General features: G+C 70.4%; 21 protein-coding genes and 1 pseudogene. 15 read left to right on the forward strand and 7 right to left on the reverse strand.

All coding sequences use genetic code 11. From position 1 onward, the window contains the following. Positions 1-32 precede the first annotated feature (32 nt). The 8 genes from ACS3YM_RS04695 (at position 33) to ACS3YM_RS04730 (ending at position 7,610) form a co-directional block, all read left to right on the forward strand. A complete protein-coding gene (locus ACS3YM_RS04695) occupies positions 33-620 on the forward strand; it encodes a F0F1 ATP synthase subunit B (protein WP_439938916.1) in 588 nt (195 codons plus the stop codon). Next, positions 620-1,414 (forward strand): F0F1 ATP synthase subunit delta, encoded by a 795-nt coding sequence (locus ACS3YM_RS04700; RefSeq protein WP_439938917.1) that lies wholly within the window; start codon positions 620-622, stop codon positions 1,412-1,414. Before ACS3YM_RS04695 ends, ACS3YM_RS04700 begins: the two co-directional genes overlap by 1 nt. 67 nt (positions 1,415-1,481) lie before the next feature. Beyond that, entirely contained in the window at positions 1,482-3,122 is a 1,641-nt protein-coding gene (atpA, locus tag ACS3YM_RS04705) for a F0F1 ATP synthase subunit alpha (RefSeq protein WP_439938918.1), read from the forward strand. A 3-nt stretch (positions 3,123-3,125) separates the two neighbouring features. Then, positions 3,126-4,034 (forward strand): F0F1 ATP synthase subunit gamma, encoded by a 909-nt coding sequence (locus ACS3YM_RS04710; protein WP_439938919.1) that lies wholly within the window; start codon positions 3,126-3,128, stop codon positions 4,032-4,034. 3 nt (positions 4,035-4,037) lie between these two features. Continuing rightward, the gene (gene atpD / locus ACS3YM_RS04715) at positions 4,038-5,495 is read left to right on the forward strand and encodes a F0F1 ATP synthase subunit beta (protein ID WP_439938920.1); all 1,458 of its coding nucleotides are present in this window, start codon (positions 4,038-4,040) and stop codon (positions 5,493-5,495) included. After that, positions 5,495-5,908: a F0F1 ATP synthase subunit epsilon gene (locus ACS3YM_RS04720; RefSeq protein ID WP_439938921.1), complete on the forward strand. Its 414-nt coding sequence runs from the start codon at positions 5,495-5,497 to the stop codon at positions 5,906-5,908. Before atpD ends, ACS3YM_RS04720 begins: the two co-directional genes overlap by 1 nt. Positions 5,909-5,997: 89 nt before the next feature. After that, positions 5,998-6,441, forward strand: a complete 444-nt coding sequence (locus ACS3YM_RS04725) for a DUF2550 domain-containing protein (RefSeq protein WP_439938922.1) — start codon at positions 5,998-6,000, stop codon at positions 6,439-6,441. Positions 6,442-6,449: 8 nt separating this feature from the next. After that, the gene (locus tag ACS3YM_RS04730) at positions 6,450-7,610 is read left to right on the forward strand and encodes an MFS transporter (RefSeq protein WP_439938923.1); all 1,161 of its coding nucleotides are present in this window, start codon (positions 6,450-6,452) and stop codon (positions 7,608-7,610) included. 3 nt (positions 7,611-7,613) lie between these two features. On the opposite strand, the gene ACS3YM_RS04735 is transcribed toward ACS3YM_RS04730, so the two are convergent. Further along, positions 7,614-8,198: a cob(I)yrinic acid a,c-diamide adenosyltransferase gene (locus ACS3YM_RS04735; protein WP_439938924.1), complete on the reverse strand. Its 585-nt coding sequence runs from the start codon at positions 8,196-8,198 to the stop codon at positions 7,614-7,616. Positions 8,199-8,342: 144 nt separating this feature from the next. Here ACS3YM_RS04735 and ACS3YM_RS04740 point away from each other — a divergent pair, with 144 nt between their 5' ends. Both ACS3YM_RS04740 and ACS3YM_RS04745 read left to right on the forward strand, forming a co-directional pair. Further along, positions 8,343-8,651, forward strand: coding sequence for an STAS domain-containing protein (locus tag ACS3YM_RS04740; protein WP_439938925.1), 309 nt, complete (start codon positions 8,343-8,345; stop codon positions 8,649-8,651). Next, on the forward strand, positions 8,534-10,714 hold the full coding sequence (locus tag ACS3YM_RS04745; RefSeq protein ID WP_439938926.1) for a protein meaA: 2,181 nt from the start codon (positions 8,534-8,536) through the stop codon (positions 10,712-10,714). The genes ACS3YM_RS04740 and ACS3YM_RS04745 overlap by 118 nt, the downstream gene beginning before the upstream one ends. A gap of 6 nt (positions 10,715-10,720) precedes the next feature. Here the strand turns inward: ACS3YM_RS04745 and ACS3YM_RS04750 are convergent, their stop codons facing one another. Together ACS3YM_RS04750 and ACS3YM_RS04755 are read right to left on the reverse strand one after the other, a co-directional pair. After that, a complete protein-coding gene (locus ACS3YM_RS04750) occupies positions 10,721-11,275 on the reverse strand; it encodes a hypothetical protein (protein ID WP_439938927.1) in 555 nt (184 codons plus the stop codon). Further along, on the reverse strand, positions 11,272-12,990 hold the full coding sequence (locus ACS3YM_RS04755) for a hypothetical protein (RefSeq protein WP_439938928.1): 1,719 nt from the start codon (positions 12,988-12,990) through the stop codon (positions 11,272-11,274). The genes ACS3YM_RS04750 and ACS3YM_RS04755 overlap by 4 nt, the downstream gene beginning before the upstream one ends. Before the next feature lie 58 nt (positions 12,991-13,048). Between ACS3YM_RS04755 and ACS3YM_RS04760 the strand changes: the two genes are divergently transcribed. Together ACS3YM_RS04760 and ACS3YM_RS04765 are read left to right on the forward strand one after the other, a co-directional pair. Then, positions 13,049-13,972: an FAD-dependent oxidoreductase gene (locus ACS3YM_RS04760; protein WP_439938929.1), complete on the forward strand. Its 924-nt coding sequence runs from the start codon at positions 13,049-13,051 to the stop codon at positions 13,970-13,972. After that, a complete protein-coding gene (locus tag ACS3YM_RS04765) occupies positions 13,965-14,489 on the forward strand; it encodes a histidine phosphatase family protein (RefSeq protein WP_439938930.1) in 525 nt (174 codons plus the stop codon). The genes ACS3YM_RS04760 and ACS3YM_RS04765 overlap by 8 nt, the downstream gene beginning before the upstream one ends. A 10-nt stretch (positions 14,490-14,499) precedes the next feature. Here the strand turns inward: ACS3YM_RS04765 and ACS3YM_RS04770 are convergent. Together ACS3YM_RS04770 and ACS3YM_RS04775 are read right to left on the reverse strand one after the other, a co-directional pair. Next, positions 14,500-14,784, reverse strand: a pseudogene (locus tag ACS3YM_RS04770) (DUF952 domain-containing protein); the annotation flags it as partial. Between the two features lie 15 nt (positions 14,785-14,799). Continuing rightward, positions 14,800-14,952 (reverse strand): DUF952 domain-containing protein, encoded by a 153-nt coding sequence (locus ACS3YM_RS04775; protein WP_439938931.1) that lies wholly within the window; start codon positions 14,950-14,952, stop codon positions 14,800-14,802. Positions 14,953-14,969: 17 nt separating this feature from the next. Between ACS3YM_RS04775 and ACS3YM_RS04780 the strand changes: the two genes are divergently transcribed. Next, on the forward strand, positions 14,970-15,581 hold the full coding sequence (locus ACS3YM_RS04780; RefSeq protein ID WP_439938932.1) for a hypothetical protein: 612 nt from the start codon (positions 14,970-14,972) through the stop codon (positions 15,579-15,581). Between the two features lie 160 nt (positions 15,582-15,741). Here the strand turns inward: ACS3YM_RS04780 and nucS are convergent, their stop codons facing one another. Further along, a complete protein-coding gene (gene nucS / locus ACS3YM_RS04785; RefSeq protein WP_439938933.1) occupies positions 15,742-16,428 on the reverse strand; it encodes an endonuclease NucS in 687 nt (228 codons plus the stop codon). A gap of 24 nt (positions 16,429-16,452) precedes the next feature. Here nucS and ACS3YM_RS04790 point away from each other — a divergent pair, with 24 nt between their 5' ends. Together ACS3YM_RS04790 and ACS3YM_RS04795 are read left to right on the forward strand one after the other, a co-directional pair. Continuing rightward, a complete protein-coding gene (locus ACS3YM_RS04790) occupies positions 16,453-16,581 on the forward strand; it encodes a hypothetical protein (RefSeq protein ID WP_439938934.1) in 129 nt (42 codons plus the stop codon). Between the two features lie 46 nt (positions 16,582-16,627). Continuing rightward, entirely contained in the window at positions 16,628-18,421 is a 1,794-nt protein-coding gene (locus tag ACS3YM_RS04795; RefSeq protein WP_439938935.1) for a 3-hydroxyacyl-CoA dehydrogenase family protein, read from the forward strand. 13 nt (positions 18,422-18,434) lie between these two features. Here ACS3YM_RS04795 and ACS3YM_RS04800 read toward each other — a convergent pair whose 3' ends face one another. Continuing rightward, positions 18,435-18,896: a VOC family protein gene (locus tag ACS3YM_RS04800; RefSeq protein WP_439938936.1), complete on the reverse strand. Its 462-nt coding sequence runs from the start codon at positions 18,894-18,896 to the stop codon at positions 18,435-18,437. Positions 18,897-18,929 lie beyond the last annotated feature (33 nt).

Below are 18,929 nucleotides of genomic sequence, written 5' to 3' on the forward strand. Positions count from 1 at the left end.
CGACCCGCCTGCACGACTGACGAAGGACTGCCATGCAGAATCTGATCTTCCTCGCGGAGGGAACCGAGCCCACCGAGGGCGGCCACGCCCCGGAGAACCCGCTCGGCTTCGTGCCCGTCGAGTTCGCCCTGTCGCTCGTCGTCTTCGGCCTGCTGCTCTTCCTCATCTGGAAGTTCGTCGCTCCTCGCTTCGAGCAGACCTTCGCCGAGCGCACGCAGGCGATCGAGGGCGGCCTGGCCGCGGCCGAGACCAAGCAGGCCGAGGCCGACGCCAAGCTCGCCGAGCTGGAGAAGCAGCTCGCCGACGCCCGGCACGAGGCGGCGCGCATCCGCGAGGAGGCGCGTGAGCAGGGTGCCCAGATCGTGGCGGAGATGCGGGAGGCGGCCCAGGCCGAGTCCGCTCGCATCGTCGAGCACGGCAAGACGCAGATCGAGGCGGAGCGCCAGCAGGCGGTCACCTCGCTCCGTGCGGAGGTCGGCGCGCTGGCGACCGGCCTGGCCGGTCGCATCGTCGGCGAGAGCCTCGAGGACGAGGCTCGCCAGAGCCGCGTCGTCGAGCGCTTCCTCGCCGACCTCGAGGCGCAGACCGGCAACGGCGCCACGTCGGGGAGCGTCAACTGATGATGCGAGGTGCGTCCGCAGACGCCTACGCCAAGGCCGTCGAGGTGCTTCCGGGCACCGGCGACCTGCGCAAGGTGGGCCAGGACCTGTTCGGGACGGCGGACCTGCTCCGCGCCGAGCCGGGCCTGCGCCGGGTCGCCACCGACGTGTCGATCCCCGGCGAGGCCAAGGCCGGCCTGGTCCGCGACGTGCTCTCGGGCAGGATCTCGGACGAGGCCCTCGACGTGGTCACCACGGCTGTCGCCCAGCGGTGGACCGCCGGTCGCGACCTCGCCGACGCCCTCGAGCAGCTCGGGGTGGTGGCCGTGGTCCGCTCGGCCGCCGACCAGGCTGACCGCCTCGAGGACGAGCTCTTCGCCGTGGACCGGCTGGTCCAGGGCAGCCCGGAGCTGCGCGAGGCGCTGTCCGACCCGGCTCGCAGCCGCGAGGACAAGGCCGCGCTCATGGGCGGACTGCTGGACGAGAAGGTGCTGCCGGCGACGGTGACACTGGTGCAGCAGGCGCTCGCGGGCAGCCACCGCACCGTCGCGGTCGCGCTCCACGAGTACCAGAAGGTGGCCGCGGAGGTCCGCGAGCAGCGGGTCGCCACGGTGCGTGTGGCCCAGCCGTTGGCCGAGTCCGCGCGCGAACGGCTCCAGGCGGTGCTCTCGCGCACCTACGGGCGCACCGTCCACCTCAACGTCGTCGTCGACCCCGACGTCATCGGCGGCATCCGGGTCGACATCGGTGACGACGTCATCGACGGGACGGTCGCGAGCCGTCTCGATGACGCCGGGCGACAGCTCGCCGGCTGACCCCGCACCACGCAGTCCCCAGACCCAGAACGAACTTTCGAGCAGACCACAGAAACAGGTGAATGAAATGACGGAGCTGTCCATCCGTCCGGACGAGATCCGGGACGCGCTTCAGCGCTTCGTGTCGGACTACAAGCCCGACTCGGCGACCAAGGAAGAGGTCGGCACGGTTGCCGAGGCCGCCGACGGCATCGCCCGCGTGAGCGGACTGCCCTCGGTCATGGCCAACGAGCTGCTCGAGTTCGAGGACGGCACGCTCGGCATCGCCCTCAACCTCGACACCCGCGAGGTGGGTGTCGTCGTCCTGGGTGACTTCGACAAGATCGAGGAGGGTCAGACCGTGCGCCGCACGGGCGAGATCCTCTCCGTCCCCGTGGGCGAGGGCTACCTCGGCCGCGTGGTCGACCCGCTCGGCAACCCGATCGACGGCCTCGGCGACATCGCCTCCGACGAGCGTCGCGCGCTGGAGCTCCAAGCTCCCGGCGTGATGGTGCGCAAGTCGGTGCACGAGCCCCTCGCCACCGGCATCAAGGCGATCGACGCCCTGACGCCGATCGGCCGCGGCCAGCGCCAGCTGATCATCGGTGACCGCGCGACCGGCAAGACCACGATCGCGATCGACACGATCATCAACCAGAAGCAGAACTGGGAGTCCGGCGACCCGGACAAGCAGGTCCGCTGCATCTACGTCGCCATCGGCCAGAAGGGCTCGACGATCGCCTCCGTGCGTGGCGCGCTCGAGGAGGCCGGTGCGCTGGAGTACACCACCATCGTGGCCTCCCCGGCGTCCGACTCCGCGGGCTTCAAGTACCTCGCCCCCTACACCGGCTCGGCCATCGGCCAGCACTGGATGTACGCCGGCAAGCACGTCCTCATCGTGTTCGACGACCTGACCAAGCAGGCCGAGGCCTACCGCGCCGTGTCGCTGCTGCTGCGTCGTCCGCCGGGCCGCGAGGCCTACCCGGGTGACGTCTTCTACCTGCACAGCCGGCTGCTCGAGCGTTGCGCGAAGCTCTCCGACGACATGGGCAAGGGCTCGATGACCGGCCTGCCGATCATCGAGACCAAGGCCAACGACGTCTCGGCGTTCATCCCGACCAACGTCATCTCGATCACCGACGGCCAGATCTTCTTGCAGTCGGACCTGTTCGCGGCCAACCAGCGACCCGCCATCGACGTGGGTGTCTCGGTCTCGCGCGTGGGTGGCTCGGCGATGACGAAGGCCATGAAGGCCGTCACGGGCTCGCTCAAGGTCGACCTGGCGCAGTTCCGCGCCATGGAGGCCTTCGCGATGTTCGCCTCGGACCTCGACGCCGCCTCGCGCCAGCAGCTCGACCGCGGCCAGCGCCTGATGGCGCTGCTCAAGCAGCCGCAGTACTCGCCGTACCCGGTCGAGGAGATGACGGTCTCCCTGTGGACCGGCACCTCGGGCCGTCTCGACAAGGTCCCGACCGACGACGTGCTGCGCTTCGAGAACGAGTTCCTCGACTACCTGCGCCGCAGCCACGAGGGCATCCTCGCCGGGATCCGCGAGTCGCTGAAGTTCGAGGACTCCACCGAGTCCGAGCTCGCGTCGGCCTACGACTCCTTCCTCGACCAGTTCGAGACCTCCGACGGCCAGAGCATCAAGGCCGGCAAGGAAGAGCACGTCGCTCTCGAGGACGAGGACGTCGAGCAGGAGCAGATCGTCAAGCAGAAGCGGGGCTGAGTCATGGCTCTCTCGGTACGTGAGTACCGCGCGCGGATCAAGTCGACGGAGTCGATGAAGAAGATCACGCGTGCCATGGAGCTCATTGCCGCGTCCCGCATCATCAAGGCGCAGCAGCGGGCCCAGGCCGCCGCGCCGTACGCCCGCGAGCTCACCCGCGCGGTGTCGGCGGTGGCGACGTTCTCGAACGTCGACCACGCCCTCACCGTCGAGCCGGAGGACCCGAAGAAGGCGGCGATCCTGATCGTCACCTCCGACCGCGGTCTCGCCGGCGCCTACTCCTCGAGCGTGCTCAAGGAGGCCGAGCGCCTCATCGAGAAGCTCAAGGACGAGGGCAAGGAGGTCGACCTCTACGTCTCCGGTCGCAAGGGAGAGGCCTACTTCAAGTTCCGCCAGCGCCACGTGGTGCAGGCGTGGACGGGCTTCTCCGACCAGCCGACCTATGACGTCGCGGCAGACATCGGCGCCACCCTGATCGAGACCTTCCTCGCCGAGGAGGGCGAGGGTGTCGACGAGGTGCACGTGGTCTACACGCGGTTCCGGTCGATGCTCAGCCAGGAGCCCACCGCGGTGCGACTCCTGCCGCTGGAGGTCGTCGAGGGCACCGAGCCCCCGGCCAAGGACGACGTGCTGCCGCTCTACGAGTTCGAGCCCTCGCCGAGCGAGGTCCTCGACTCCCTGCTGCCGCGCTACGTCCAGAGCCGGATCTTCTTCGCCCTGCTGCAGGCAGCCGCCTCGGAGCTGGCCGCGCGCCAGAAGGCGATGAAGTCCGCCACGGACAACGCCGACGAGCTCATCAAGAAGTACAAGCGCATCGCCAACCAGGCCCGCCAGGCTGGCATTACCCAGGAAATCAGCGAGATTGTCGGTGGCGTCAACGCGCTCGCCGACGCACAAGCCGGGAGTGAATGAGATATGACTGCCACCATCAACGAGTCCGCAGAGACCACCTCTGCAGGCGGCGTGGGCCGCATCGCCCGCGTCATCGGCCCGGTCGTGGACATCGAGTTCCCGTCCGACGCCATGCCCCCCATCTACAACGCGCTGACGTGCGACTTCGAGCTGAGCGGCGAGAAGAAGTCGATCATCCTCGAGGTCGCCCAGCACATCGGTGACGGCATGGTCCGTGCCATCTCGATGAAGCCGACCGACGGCCTGGTCCGTGGCGGTCAGGTCACCGACACCGGCGCCTCCATCACCGTGCCCGTCGGCGACGCGACCCTCGGCAAGGTGTTCAACACCACCGGTGACGTGCTCAACCTCAAGGAGGGCGAGACCTTCGAGCCCGCCGAGCGCTGGGGCATCCACCGCAAGGCCCCGGCCTTCGACCAGCTCGAGTCGAAGACCCAGATGTTCGAGACCGGCATCAAGGTCATCGACCTGCTCACCCCTTACGTCCAGGGCGGCAAGATCGGCCTGTTCGGTGGTGCCGGTGTCGGCAAGACCGTGCTCATCCAGGAGATGATCGCGCGTGTCGCCAAGGACCACGGTGGTGTGTCGGTGTTCGCCGGTGTCGGCGAGCGCACCCGTGAGGGCAACGACCTCATCGTCGAGATGGAGGAGGCCGGCGTCCTCGGCCAGACCGCCCTCGTCTTCGGCCAGATGGACGAGCCGCCGGGCACGCGACTGCGCGTCGCCCTGTCGGCTCTGACGATGGCGGAGTACTTCCGCGACGTGCAGAAGCAGGACGTGCTGCTCTTCATCGACAACATCTTCCGCTTCACCCAGGCCGGCTCCGAGGTCTCCACCCTGCTCGGCCGCATGCCGTCCGCCGTGGGCTACCAGCCCAACCTGGCCGACGAGATGGGTCAGCTGCAGGAGCGCATCACCTCGACGCGTGGTCACTCGATCACCTCGCTGCAGGCGATCTACGTCCCCGCCGACGACTACACCGACCCGGCCCCGGCCACGACGTTCGCCCACCTGGACGCCACGACCGAGCTGTCGCGCGAGATCGCCTCGCTCGGCATCTACCCGGCCGTGGACCCGCTGACGTCGACCTCGCGGATCCTCGACCCGCAGTACATCGGTGACGACCACTACCGGTGCGCCGTCCGGGTCAAGCAGATCCTGCAGCGCAACAAGGAGCTCCAGGACATCATCGCGATCCTCGGTGTCGACGAGCTCTCCGAGGAAGACAAGATCATCGTCTCCCGCGCCCGCCGCATCCAGCGCTTCCTGTCGCAGAACACCTACGTCGCCAAGCAGTTCACCGGCATCGAGGGTTCGACCGTCCCGGTGGCCGACACCATCGAGGCGTTCAACAAGATCGCTGACGGCGAGTACGACCACGTGGCCGAGCAGGCCTTCTTCATGTGCGGCGGTCTGGACGACGTCGAGCAGAAGTGGGCCGAGATCCAGAAGAGCCTCTGATGGCTCCCTCTGACCTCTCGAACGACAAGGTCCTCCAGGTCGAGCTGGTCGCTGCCGACCGGCTCGTCTGGTCGGGCCAGGCCACCATGGTCATAGCCCGCACGACCGAGGGCGACGTCGGCATCCTCCCCAACCACGCTCCGCTGCTGTCCTCGATCATCGAGGGCGTCGTGGACGTGCAGACGGTGGACGGCGAGACCTGGGTCGCGGCCGTCGACGCCGGCTTCCTCTCGGTGGCCGACAACCGTGTCTCCATCCTCTCCGAGCGGGCTGAGATGTCCCACGAGATCGACCTGGAGAAGGCGCGTCAGGACCTCGAGCGTGCGAAGAGCTCGGGCGAGAACGACGACGCCGCGCAGGAGGCCGTACGTCGGGCCGAGGCGCGCATCCGTGCTGCGGAGCGGGCTTCCTGACGAGCCGTTCCACACGACCGCTAGGGTGAGCGCACGAACCGGACGGTTCGTGCGCTCACCTTGTTTCTGACGGCGTGTGGAGGGTGTGGATGCCGGTCTGGGAGTGGCTGCTCGACCTCGTCGGGCTCGCACTTCTCCTTGCCCTGCTCTACGGCATCTCCCTCATCTTCCGGCGGCGCTTCCTCGCCCGCCACGGCGGCACCTTCGAGATGAGCTACCGCGTGCGCACCGACCACCCCGGCCGAGGCTGGCTGCTCGGGATCGGGCGCTACAGCGGGCAGTCGCTGGAGTGGTTCCGGATCTTCTCGCTGTCCCCGCGACCCAAGCGGGTCTGGGCGCGTGACCTGCTGGAGTACTCCGGGCGGCGCTCGCCCGCGGGCGCCGAGGAGATGTCGCTCTACGACGGGCACGTCGTCGCGTCGTGCCGCTACGGTGGCGAGCCGCTGGAGATCGCGATGAGCGAGGCCTCGCTCACCGGCTTCCAGTCGTGGTTGGAGTCCGGGCCACCCGGCACCGACTGGAACCGCCGCTGAGGGTGCCCGTGCCGTCCCTGACCGCCGCCCGCAACGCCGTGGCGCTGACCTTCTTCCTCAACGGCCTGGTCTTCTCCAGCTGGGTGTCGAGGATCCCGGAGGCGCGCTCGAGCTTCGACCTCACCAACGGCCAGCTCGGCCTGGTGCTGCTGGCGATCGCGCTGGGCTCCGTGCTCGCGCTGCCCACCACCGGCGCTGCCATCACCACGTGGGGCACCGTGCGGGTCGTACGCCTCGGGGCGCTCGCCGCGACCCTCGGCATGCTCGCAGCCGCACTCGGTCTCGGCCACGTGCTGGCCGTGACCGTGGTGGGCCTCTTCGTCTACGGCCTCGGCATCGGCGTCTGGGACGTCGCGATGAACGTCGAGGGGGCCGAGGTCGAGCGCGGCCTGGGCCGGGCGATCATGCCCCGCTTCCACGCCGGCTTCAGCGGTGGCACGGTCGTCGGTGCGCTGCTGGGCGTGCTCCTGATCGAGCTGTCGGTGCCCGCCGTGGTCCACCTCGCGGCCGTCGTCGCGCTCTCGCTCGCGCTGGTGTGGCGCTCGTCGCTGGCGTTCCTGCCCGTCGTCGAGACCCACGAGGAGGAACGGACGTCCGCGGCGCGTGCCTGGCTCGAGCCCCGCACGCTGCTGATCGGGGTGATGGTGCTCGCCCTCGCGATGACGGAGGGCACCGCCAACGACTGGCTCGCCGTCGCGCTCGTCGACGGGCACGACGTCTCGCACGCGACGGGCGTGGCCGGCTTCGCCGTCTTCGTCCTCGCCATGACCGCCGGCCGCTTCGCCGGCACCGGCCTGATCGACCGGTTCGGTCGCGTCGTCGTGCTGTGGGGGACGATGGTCCTCGCCGGCGTGGGCGTGCTGCTGATCGTCTTCGCCGACCACCCGGTGGTCGTCGTGGTCGGCATCGTCCTGTGGGGCGTGGGCGCCTCGCTCGGCTTCCCGGTCGGCATGAGCGCCGCGGCGGACGACCCGGCCCGGGCCGCCGCGCGCGTGAGCGTGGTCTCGACGATCGGCTACGCGGCGTTCCTGGCCGGCCCGCCGTTCCTCGGCTTCGTGGGGGACGAGGTGGGCACGCTCAAGGCCCTCCTGGTGGTCGCCGTGCTGCTGATGCCGGCCGCACTCGTGGTGCCGTCGGCGCGGGAGCAGCGCACCCAGCCGGTCGCCTAGCTGTTAGCGCTCGCCGCCGGGCACCCAGAGCACGTCGCCGTTCTCGCGGTTCGCGTGGCGGGCGAGGATGAAGAGCAGGTCGGAGAGCCGGTTGAGGTAGGTGATCGCGAGGATGTTCATCGTGTCCTCGTGCTCGGCCCACGCGGCCCAGCCGGCCCGCTCGGCACGGCGTACGACGGTGCGCGCGACGTGCAGGTGGGCGGCCCCGAGTGTGCCGCCGTTGAGGATGAACGACCGCAGCGCGGGCAGGTCCTCGTTGTAGTGGTCGCACCAGGCCTCGAGCCGGTCGACGTAGTCCTGCTCGACGCGCAGCGGCGGGTACTTCGGGTCGGGCACCACCGGCGTGGAGAAGTCGGCGCCGACGTCGAAGAGGTCGTTCTGGATGCGGGTGAGCACCGTGACGACGTCGTCCGCGAGGCTGCCGTCGATCCTCGCGTGGGCCAGGGCGACCCCGATGTGCGCGTTGCCCTCGTCGACGCACGCGTAGGCCTCGAGGCGCAGGTCCGTCTTCGAGGTCTCGCTCATGTCGCCGAGCCGGGTGCGGCCGGCGTCGCCGGTGCGGGTGTAGATGCGCGTGAGGTTGACCATGCGGCGGAGCCTACTGGCGCCCCGCGCGGGATCGATGACTCGCCGGAAAAGGTGAAGCGCGGAGGCAACCTCGCGCGGTAGAACTGCGTCATAGGAGTGACAGCAGTCACAGCGGCGTCCGGGGGACGTCGGGAGGAGCACCCGATGGACATCACGTGGGACGGGGACACGCTGGTCCTGCACGGCGCCTTCGACGTGCGCAGCACCCGAGAGGTCCGCGACGCCATCTACGAGCGGCTCGACGACGACCTCTACGACGTCGTCATCGACATGGCCGGTGTGACCACGATCGACGTGACCGCGCTGCGCCTCATCGCCGTCGCCACCCGCGCGGCGTGGCTCGGCGGGCACCACCTCACCGTGCGCAACCCGGCTCCGGCCGTGCGACGCATGGTGCACCTCGCCCGACTGGCCCACGCCATCGAGGTCGAGCGCGCCGCCGCCACGGCCTGAGGCATCCGTCACAGCCCGGTGACTGCTGGGTAACCGCGCCCTACCCTGTCGCCATGACGGAAAAGGACCGGCCCTGGGTGATGCGCACGTACGCCGGCCACTCCACGGCCGAGGCGTCGAACGCGCTCTACCGCACCAACCTCGCCAAGGGCCAGACCGGCCTGAGCGTGGCCTTCGACCTGCCCACGCAGACCGGCTACGACCCCGACAGCCCGCTGAGCCGGGGCGAGGTCGGCAAGGTCGGCGTCCCGGTCCCGCACCTGGGTGAGATGCGCAAGCTCTTCACCGACATCCCGCTCACCGAGATGAACACCTCGATGACGATCAACGCGACGGCCATGTGGCTGCTCGCGATGTACCAGGTGGTCGCCGAGGAGCAGAACCCCGACCTGTCGCCCGACGAGGTCGCCCACCTGCTCGCCGGCACCACCCAGAACGACATCATCAAGGAGTACCTGTCCCGGGGCACCTACGTCTTCGGCCCCGAGCAGTCGCTCCGGCTGATCGGCGACATGATCGCCTACACGGTCCACGAGATCCCGAAGTGGAACCCGATCAACATCTGCAGCTACCACCTGCAGGAGGCTGGCGCCACGCCCGTGCAGGAGCTCGCCTACGCCCTGTGCACGGCCATCGCGGTCCTCGACCAGGTGAAGAGCTCGGGCCAGGTCTCCGAGGACGACTTCGAGAAGGTCGTCGGCCGGATCTCCTTCTTCGTCAACGCCGGGGTGCGCTTCATCGAGGAGACCTGCAAGATGCGGGCCTTCGTGCAGCTGTGGGACGAGATCACGCGCGAGCGCTACGGCGTGACCGACGAGAAGATGCGCCGCTTCCGCTACGGCGTACAGGTCAACTCCCTCGGGCTCACCGAGGCGCAGCCGGAGAACAACGTCCAGCGGATCGTGCTGGAGATGCTCGGGGTCACGCTGTCCAAGGACGCCCGCGCCCGCGCGGTGCAGCTGCCGGCGTGGAACGAGGCGCTCGGGCTGCCGCGTCCCTGGGACCAGCAGTGGTCGCTGCGCTTCCAGCAGGTGCTCGCGTTCGAGTCCGACCTGCTGGAGTACGACGACATCTTCGACGGCAGCCACGTCATCGAGGCCAAGGTCGCCGAGCTCGTCGAGGGCGCGAAGGCCGAGATCGACCGCGTCCAGGCGATGGGCGGCGCCGTCGCCGCCGTCGAGTCGGGCTACATGAAGCAGAACCTCGTCTCCGCGCACGCCGCGCGCCGCGCGCGCATCGAGTCGGGCGAGGAGATCATCGTCGGCGTCAACAAGTTCGAGACGACCGAGCCGTCCCCGCTGACCGCCGACCTCGACACGGCCATCCAGACCGCCGACCCCGAGGCCGAGCGCGCCGCGCTGGCGAGCCTCGAGGCGTGGAAGGCCCAGCGCGACGAGGCCGAGGTGGCCGACGCGCTGAAGGCGCTGGCCGAGGCCGCGAAGACCGACGCCAACCTCATGCACCCGACCCTGGCAGCCGCCCGTGCCGGTGCGACGACGGGGGAGTGGGCCGGTGCCCTGCGCGAGGTGTTCGGGGAGTTCCGTGCTCCGACCGGGGTGAGCGGCGCCGTGGGCGCTGTCTCCGAGGTGGGCTCGGCCGGTGCCGAGCTGAGCGCCGTCCGCGAGCGGGTGCGGGCGACCGGCGAGGAGCTGGGTGGCCGGCTCCGCGTGCTCGTCGGCAAGCCCGGCCTGGACGGGCACTCCAACGGCGCCGAGCAGGTCGCCGTCCGGGCGCGCGACGCGGGCTTCGAGGTGATCTACCAGGGCATCCGCCTCACGCCCGAGCAGATCGTCGCCGCCGCCGTGGCCGAGGACGTGCACCTCGTCGGCCTCTCGATCCTGTCCGGCTCGCACATGGAGCTGGTCCCCGACGTGCTCGACGGCCTCGCGGCCGCCGGTCTCGACGACCTGCCGGTGATCGTCGGCGGGATCATCCCGAGCTCGGACGCCAAGGCGCTCGTGGAGCGGGGCGTGGCCGCGGTCTACACGCCCAAGGACTTCGGACTGACCGAGATCATGGACGGCTTCGTCGACGTGATCCGCAAGGCCAACGGCCTGGACTGAGCCCGCTCAGCCGGGCGGCCGGCTGTCGGCGGTGGCGCGGGGGCAGAACATCTCCCGGGCGCTGCCGGTGCGCAGCTGCTCGGGCAGCTCGACGCGCGCCACGTGGGAGCGACCCCACCGCGAGAGCTCGACGTCGACGGCGGTGACCAGGCTCGCGGCACGGGCCGAGAGCCGCTCGCAGTCGGTCATGAGCACGTCCAGGACGACCGTCCGGGTGGTGCCGGGCGCCAGCTCCACCTCACCGCCGCCGGGGCCATGCAGGCCGCGGACGCGGAGGAGGGTCGCCGTGGGGCCGACCGGGCGCACGCCCACCACCGTCGCGGTGCCCGGCCCGTCGTTCGTCAGGCGGAACCCGTAGCGCAGCGTGCCGCGGTCGTCGTACCTCACCTGGCGCACGGTCGTCGAGCCCATCGTGAAGGAGCCCGACGCCTCGGTGCCGGTGACCGAGACGGGACCCCCGGCGCGCAGGACCGGGGCCGGCGCGAGGGCCCACGCGGTCGCCCCCAGCACGAGGGCCACCGCCGTGGCGAGCGCCAGCGCGATCCGGACGGGCCGGCTCACGACTCGCCCGGCTCGGGCGGCGTGTCGAACCACTCGCAGCCCGGCGGGTCGCGCCAGACCGGGTCGTCACGGTTGTACTGGGTGCAGGAGAGGAACCCGGAGTCCTTCACGGCAGCGCCGGGCACGAACTGCGACCCCCCGGCCGCGCACCCGGGCGGGTCGACGAGGAAGTTGTCGAGGACGGTGCCGTGCGAGGAGACGTTGTCCTCCCAGCAGTTGCCGGTGCCCTGGTCGTCCCACCAGAAGTCGACGCCGTTGTGGGCGACCGTGCCGTCGGGAGCGATGCCCATGCGGTTGCCGAACCAGTGGTTGTGGTTGGAGGTGTCGTAGAGCTTCGCGGGGTCGTAGTCGTCGCGCAGGACGGCCGGGACCCACAGCTGCATGCCGCCCTGGCGCCAGTTGTCCCACATCCAGTTGTGGTCGACCGAGTTGTAGTTGCCGCCGGCGATGAGCACGCCGGTGCCGACGGGCACCGGGATGACCGGGCAGACGGTGCCCTCGAGGTAACCACGCTCGGCGATCGGCTTGGCGCACACCCCCGACTGGACGTAGTCCTCGTAGTAGTTCTCGTTGTTGCTGTAGATCCGGTTGCGGTTCCACCGGGCGTGGTCCTGCGGCAGGCCGGGGTGACCGGGGAACAGCGAGTCTGTGGTCATGCCACCGATGTTGTGGTGGAAGTCGTTGTCGTAGGCGTGCACCGAGTTCCCGGCCGTGCCGGAGTAGCCGACCATGTTGTGGTGGCTGTCGTTGCCGTGGATCGTGATCGAGTAGCGCTTGGCCTCGAACTCGGTGCTGGTGCCGTTCACGTCGGACGCGGAGCCGGGATAGATGCCGGAGTCGCCGTTGAAGTAGGCCTCGGAGTTCTTGATGACGCCGTGGTCGCTGGCGAAGGCGAGGATGCCGTACTCGTCGTTGGCGCGGGTGACGAGCCGGTCGACGACGAACCCGTCCGTCTCCATGACGTAGACGGCGTTGAACTCGGCCTGCTGGACCAGGAAGTTGCGCAGGTAGAGCCCGGAGACGCGGTCGGCGCGCAGCGCGTTGAGCTTGGCGAAGTCGTTGTCGATCCGCACCTGACCGGGTCGCCTTCCGGTGCCCACGATCTGCGTGCCGCACAGGGCGCTGTCGCAGTGGATGGAGTCGTCGTCGGGGGTCGAGTCGCCGAAGAGCGCGATCAGGTTGAGGTTGTGCGGGCAGCGCAGCTGGTCGGCGTACGACAGCGCGACCGGGCCGGTGTCGGACTCGCCGCCCTCCGCGGCTGCCGCCGAGCTCTCGGTCGCCAGGCTCCCGATGTACGACGTGACGTCGAGCGGGTCCTTGGACGCGGTCCGCAGGTTGGCGCAGTAGTCGCTCTTCGCCATCCGCGCGGTGCGGCGCTCGGTGTAGACGCCGGGCAGCAGGTAGACCGACGTGCCACGGTGCCTGATCGAGTCGATCGCGGCCTGGATCGACCGGAAGCGGCACTCGCCCAAGAGAGCCTTGTTGCGGCGCTTGAGCGCACCGGGGGCCATCTGCCTGATGCGGCGCGCGCTGTCGGGACGGCACACGACGCGGTGCCGCGGGTTGTCCAGGCCCTTGTAGGCCGGGACGTGGCCCGTGCCGTCGGGGAACGTCGCGGGGCGTTCCTCGTGCGCGGACGCGGGACTCGTGGACAGCCCGACCGCCACGACGAGGAGGACGAGGACGGGCCCGAGCACGGCGACGAGTCGTTTCACATGGAGTTGAACGAGTCCCCGCCGTGTGCGTTACGACACATGCGGCAGACTCAGCGCCATGTCTGGTGCGGGGCGACGCGTGATCGTGGTCGGGGCGGGTGTCGTGGGCCTGTCGTGCGCGGTCCGGCTGCTCGAGGCCGGGCACCGCGTCGACGTGCTCGCGCGCGACCTTCCGCTCGAGACGACGTCATCGGTCGCGGCCGCGGTGTGGTCGCCGTACTCGAAGCCGCAGGAGCACGTCGTCCGCTGGGCGCGGGCTGCGTACGACGCCTTCGCCGCGCTGTGCGACGACGAGTCGGCCGGTGTCGTGATGCGCACCGGCACCGAGCTGTTCCGCGAGCCGGCAGGCGACGTGTGGTGGCGCGAGGCCCTTCCGCCGGGCGCGGGCCCGGACCGCGAGACCAGCCTGCCGGCCGGCTACGCGTCCGGACTGACGATGCGGACGCCCGTCGTCGAGATGCCGGTCTACCTGCGCTGGCTCTCGGCGCGCGTCGAGGCGCTCGGCGGCACGATCACCCGGATGAACCTCTCCGCGCTGCCCGACACCGACTGCTTGGTCGTCAACGCCAGCGGCATCGGAGCGCGGCTGCTCGGAGGGGACAGGAGCGTCGGACCCGTGCGGGGCCAGGTCGTCGTCGTGGAGCAGGTCGGCATCGACCACTGGTGGATCGACTCCGAGACACCGACGTACGTCGTGCCGCGCAGCACCGACGTCGTGCTGGGCGGGACCGCGCTCGAGGGGGAGTGGAGTCGTACGCCGGACCCGGCGACCGCCGCGTCGATCCTCGAGCGCGCCGCGCAGATCGAGCCGCGACTGGCGGGGGCGCGGATCCTGCGGCACAAGGTGGGCCTGCGCCCGGGCCGCCCGTCGGTGCGTCTGGAACGGGTCGGCGACGTGATCCACTGCTACGGGCACGGCGGCTGCGGGGTCACGGTGAGCTGGGGCTGCGCCGACGACGTGGTGGGGTGGGCGGATGGGTGACCTCCAGTGCGCCGCCCGCGTCTTCGTGGCGCGGCACGGCGAGGCCGTCTACGAGTCCGAGCTGCTCAGCGACTCCGGCGGCTGGCTGAGCGCCCTCGGCCGTGAGCAGGCCAAGGCGCTGGCGGCTCAGCTCGCCCCCGAGCGGATCACGCGCGTGTGGTGCAGCTCGATGGCCGGAGCCGTCCAGACGGCGGAGATCGTCGCGGGCGTGCTCGGGGTCGACGTCGTGGTGCGCGAGGGACTGCGGGAGCTCGGGGTGGGCGGCGCCGAGAGCGGCGCCGAGGTGATCGGCCGGGTGGGCCAGGTCCTCGAGGAGGTCGCCGACGCCCACCGCGGGGAGGCCGCCCTGGTGATCAGCCACGGCGGTGCGATCTGCACGACCGTGCCCTCGCTGGCGTCCAACCTGGCGCCCCACCACGGTTGGGACGCGCCCTTGGCCAACTGCGACGTGGTGGCCCTCGAGGCCGACGCCGACGGCTGGGTCGCGCGGTCGTGGGCGGGTCGCGCGCTGGGGTGAGCCCGTCGGGTCAGAGGAGCGCCTGCAGCGCCAGCACGACCGCGGCGACGAGCACCATGACCGCCAGCGCGATCCCCATCCGGGTGGCCATGCCCTTGACCCAGAGCGTCGTCACCGTCTCCGCCGCGACACGGCTGCTCAGCGGCGTCACGTCGACGACGGCCCGGCGGTCGATCGGGCCGTAGACGTGCGGGTAGGTGTCGTCGCCGACCGGCTCGACGACCACCTCGGCGTCGCTCAGCCGGGTCGTGTCGATCGTGAGGAGGACCAGCGGCTCGCGGAGCCCGCGGTAGTAGCGGTCGAAGACCCCCTACACCTGGTCGCGCCGGCTGGCGTGGATGAAGCCCTCCTCCTCGAGGCTGCGACCGACGGTCGAGGTGGTGTAGCTGCCGGAGTCGAGGGTGCGCCGCCAGTCCGCGGCGGTGGCGATGTGGAAGATGCGCTCGGGAGGCGTCGCAGTCACCGTGGGAGGGTAACGCCATGGCTGATCCCGGGACCGCCGAGCGCGTGTACGTCGTGACCGACATCGAGGTGGACGGGTTCGTGCCCGGCGCCAACTCGATGCTCTCCCTGGCCTCGGTCGCGGTGACCGCGTCCGGCGAGCAGGTGGGGGAGTTCGAGGCCGTGCTGGCCGGCCTGCCGGGCGCTCAGCCCGACCCGCGGGTGTGGGAGTGGTTCGCCACCCAGCCGCCCGAGGTGGTCGCCGCGGCCACCACGGACCCGCGGCCGGTACCGGAGGTGATGGCCGGCTTCGTGGCCTGGGTGCAGGGCCTGGGGGAGGAGCGCGAGTTCGTGGCCTCGCCGCTCGGCTTCGACGGCCACTACGTCGACCACTACCTGCGCCGCTTCACGTCGTACGCGATCTGCGAGGGCCTCTACGTCGACGACCGCCTCTTCCACGGCCCCGGCCTGTGCCTCAAGAGCCTCGCCTGCGGGCTCGTGGGCGGGGACCCCGCGACGTTCTCGGTGCACGACCTGCCGACGGCGTGGTTCGGCGACGTCGAGCACACCCACCGGGCCATCGACGACGCCCGCGGCTACGCCCACCTCCTGGTCGAGGTCCTGCGCCGCTCGCGCGAGTGGGCGGGCTGACCGCCGCGTGCCGCCGGGTGAGGGGTCGTCCTGAAGATCCACTCGTCGGAGTGGACCTTCTTCAGGGTTCACGCTCAGCTCGTGTCACCTGGGGCTGAACTTCGACTCGCACGAGTGGAAGTTCAGCGGGGAGCAACCGCGGACCGCGCCGAACGACGCCTCAGAACAGCCGGTGCTCTGCGTCGTCCATGCCGCGGAGGGCGTCGTAGTCGACGAGGGCGCAGGCGATGCCGCGGTCGGTGGCGAGCACGCGAGCCTGGGGCTTGATCTCCTGGGCGGCGTAGATGCCGCGCACGGGGCCCTTGCTGGTGAGCATCGGGTCGCGGTTGAGCAGCTCGAGGTAGCGGGTGAGCTGCTCGACGCCGTCGATCTCGCCGCGGCGCTTGATCTCGACCGCGACCGACAGCCCGTCGGCGTCGCGGCACATCAGGTCGACCGGGCCGATGGCCGTCATGAACTCGCGTCGCACGAGCGTGAGCCCGTCGGCGAGCGTGGCGGGGTGCTCGGCGAGCAGCTCCTGGAGGTGCTTCTCGACTCCGTCCTTCTGCAGGCCCGGGTCGACGCCGAGGTCGTGGGAGGAGTCGTGGAGGACCTCGTCGATGAGGATCCGCAGGGTGTCGTCGGACTTGGTCGCGGTCACCAGCCACTCGGGCTGGCCGTCCTCGGAGACGCCCTCGCGCACGGTGCACGGCGGTGACATCCAGTTGAGCGGCTTGTAGGAGCCGCCGTCGGAGTGGATCAGCACCGAACCGTCCGACTTGAGCATCAGGACGCGGGTGGCGAGCGGCAGGTGGGCCGAGAGCCGTCCGGCGTAGTCCACCTGGCAGCGTGCGACGACGATCCTCACGACGGGCGAATCTACAGGGACCCGGTGGCCGACCACGCAGTACGCCCCGCGGCGCAGCCCGCCATCTCGGCCGACGAGGAGCGACTCGGCCTGTCCCGGCACGGTCGGTGGATCTGGATGCGGCGTGTGCTGCGCGCCCGCTCCGGAGAGTGACGGTTCCCACACCCGCGATGCGGGGAGGGCGTGGGAGCATGCGTCCATGACTGACACGGCTACTCGCGAGTTCACCACCGTCGGCGTGATCGGCCTCGGCACCATGGGCGCCGGCATCGCCGAGGTCTTCGCCCGCAACGGCTACCGGGTGATCGGGGTCGAGCTCAACGACGCCGGCCTCGAGCGCGGCCGCCAGCACCTCGAGCACTCCACGGGGCGCGCGGTCAAGCGCGAGAAGATGACCCAGGAGCAGGCCGACGAGCTGCTCGGCCGGATCACCCTCTCCACCGAGATGCAGGACCTCGCCGTCGCCGACCTCGTGGTCGAGGCCGTGGTGGAGTCGCTGGAGGTCAAGAAGTCGATCTTCCGGACGCTGGACGGCATCGTGCGACCGGACGCGATCCTCGCCACGAACACCTCCTCCCTCAGCGTCACGGAGATCTCGACCGCCAACTCCGCGCCCGGCCGGGTCATCGGCGTCCACTTCTTCAACCCGGCGCCCGTGCAGAACCTCGTCGAGATCATCCGCACCGTCGTCACCGAGCCCGAGGTCCTCGCGGCGGTCGAGGGCCTGCTGCGCGGCCTCGGCAAGAACCCCGTCGTCTGCGGCGACAAGGCCGGATTCATCGCCAACACCCTGCTCTTCGGCTACCTCAACCACGCGGTCTCGATGTACGAGGGCAAGTACGCCTCGCGCGAGGACATCGACGCCGCGATGCGGTTCGGCTGCGGCTACCCCATGGGCCCGCTAGCGCTGCTCGACCTCATCGGGCTCGACACCGCCTACGAGATCCTCGACACGATGTACAAGCAGGGCCGCGACCGCCTGCACGCGCCCGCGCCGATCCTCAAGCAGTACGTCACCGCGGGTCTGCTGGGCCGCAAGTCGGGTCGCGGCTTCTACACCTACGAGGCGCCGGACTCCCCGATCGTCGTCGCCGACGCGCAGACCCCCAGCGAGGACGACAAGCCGCAGCTGCGCCACGACATCAAGCTCGTCGGCGTCGTGGGCACCGGCACCATGGCCTCGGGCATCGTCGAGGTCTTCGCGAAGGCCGGCTACGACGTGCTCTTCACCGGTCGCGGCCAGGACAAGGTCGACGGCGTGGTCGCCACGATCACGAAGAACTTCGACAAGCAGATCCAGCGCGGTCGCGCCACCGAGGAGCAGAAGACCGAGGTGCTCGGCCGGGTCCGCGGCACCACCTCGCTCGACGACCTCAAGGACGTCGACATCGTCGTCGAGGCCATCGCCGAGGACCTCGCCGTCAAGACCACGCTGTTCGAGAACCTCGACGAGATCTGCAAGCCCGGCGCGATCCTCGCGACCACGACGTCGTCGCTGCCGATCATCTCCATGGCCAAGGTGACCAAGCGCCCGCAGGACGTCATCGGCATGCACTTCTTCAACCCCGCCGCGATCATGAAGCTGGTCGAGGTGGTGTCCACCGTCGCCACCGACGAGGCCGTCACCGAGACCGTGCTCGCGCTGTGCGACAAGGTCGGCAAGGTGGCCGTGAAGTGCGGCGACCGTGCCGGTTTCATCGTCAACGCGCTGCTGTTCCCCTACCTCAACGACGCGGTCAAGATGCTCGAGGCGCACTACGCGACCGCCGACGACATCGACACGGCGATGAAGCTGGGCTGCGCCCTGCCGATGGGACCGTTCGAGCTGCTCGACGTGGTCGGCAACGACGTCTCGCTCGCGATCCAGAAGGAGCTCTACCTCGAGTTCCGCGAGCCGGGCTTCTCGCCGGCGCCGCTGCTGGAGCACCTGGTGACGGCCGGCTACCTCGGGCGCAAGGCGGGGCGCGGCTTCCGCGACTACAGCGCGCGCTGACCCCTCACGGGCGTCAGTCGAGGCAGAACTCGTTGCCCTCGGGGTCGGTCATCACGATGTGACCGGCCGTCATGGGCGGGGACGGCTCGTGCCGCTCCACCCGGGTCGCGCCGAGGGCGACGAGTCGGCCGCACTCGGCCTCGAGGGCGGCCATCCGCTCCTCGCCCTCCAGCCCCGGGGCGGCCCGGAGGTCGAGGTGGACCCGGTTCTTGGCGCTCTTGCCCTCCGGGACCTGCTGGAAGAACAGGCGCGGGCCATGGCCGTCGGGGTCCTGGGCGGCGGACGCGGAGTTCCACTCCGACTCCGGCACCCCGGCTCGGGCGAGGAAGTCGTGCCACGCGTCGAAGGGGTCCTGGCCGGGCTCGAGCTCGTGGCCGGGCGGCGGTGGGTTGACGTAGCCCATCGCGGCGGCCCAGAAGCGGGAGAGGGCCTCGGGGTCGTGCGCGTCGAAGGTCACCTGGATGGTCCGGATCATGCACCCATCCTGCAGCCCGCCACCGACAGCCGC

The sequence above is a fragment of the Nocardioides sp. N13(2025) genome (assembly GCF_051912545.1).
In the GTDB taxonomy this organism is placed as follows: Bacteria; Actinomycetota; Actinomycetes; order Propionibacteriales; family Nocardioidaceae; genus Nocardioides.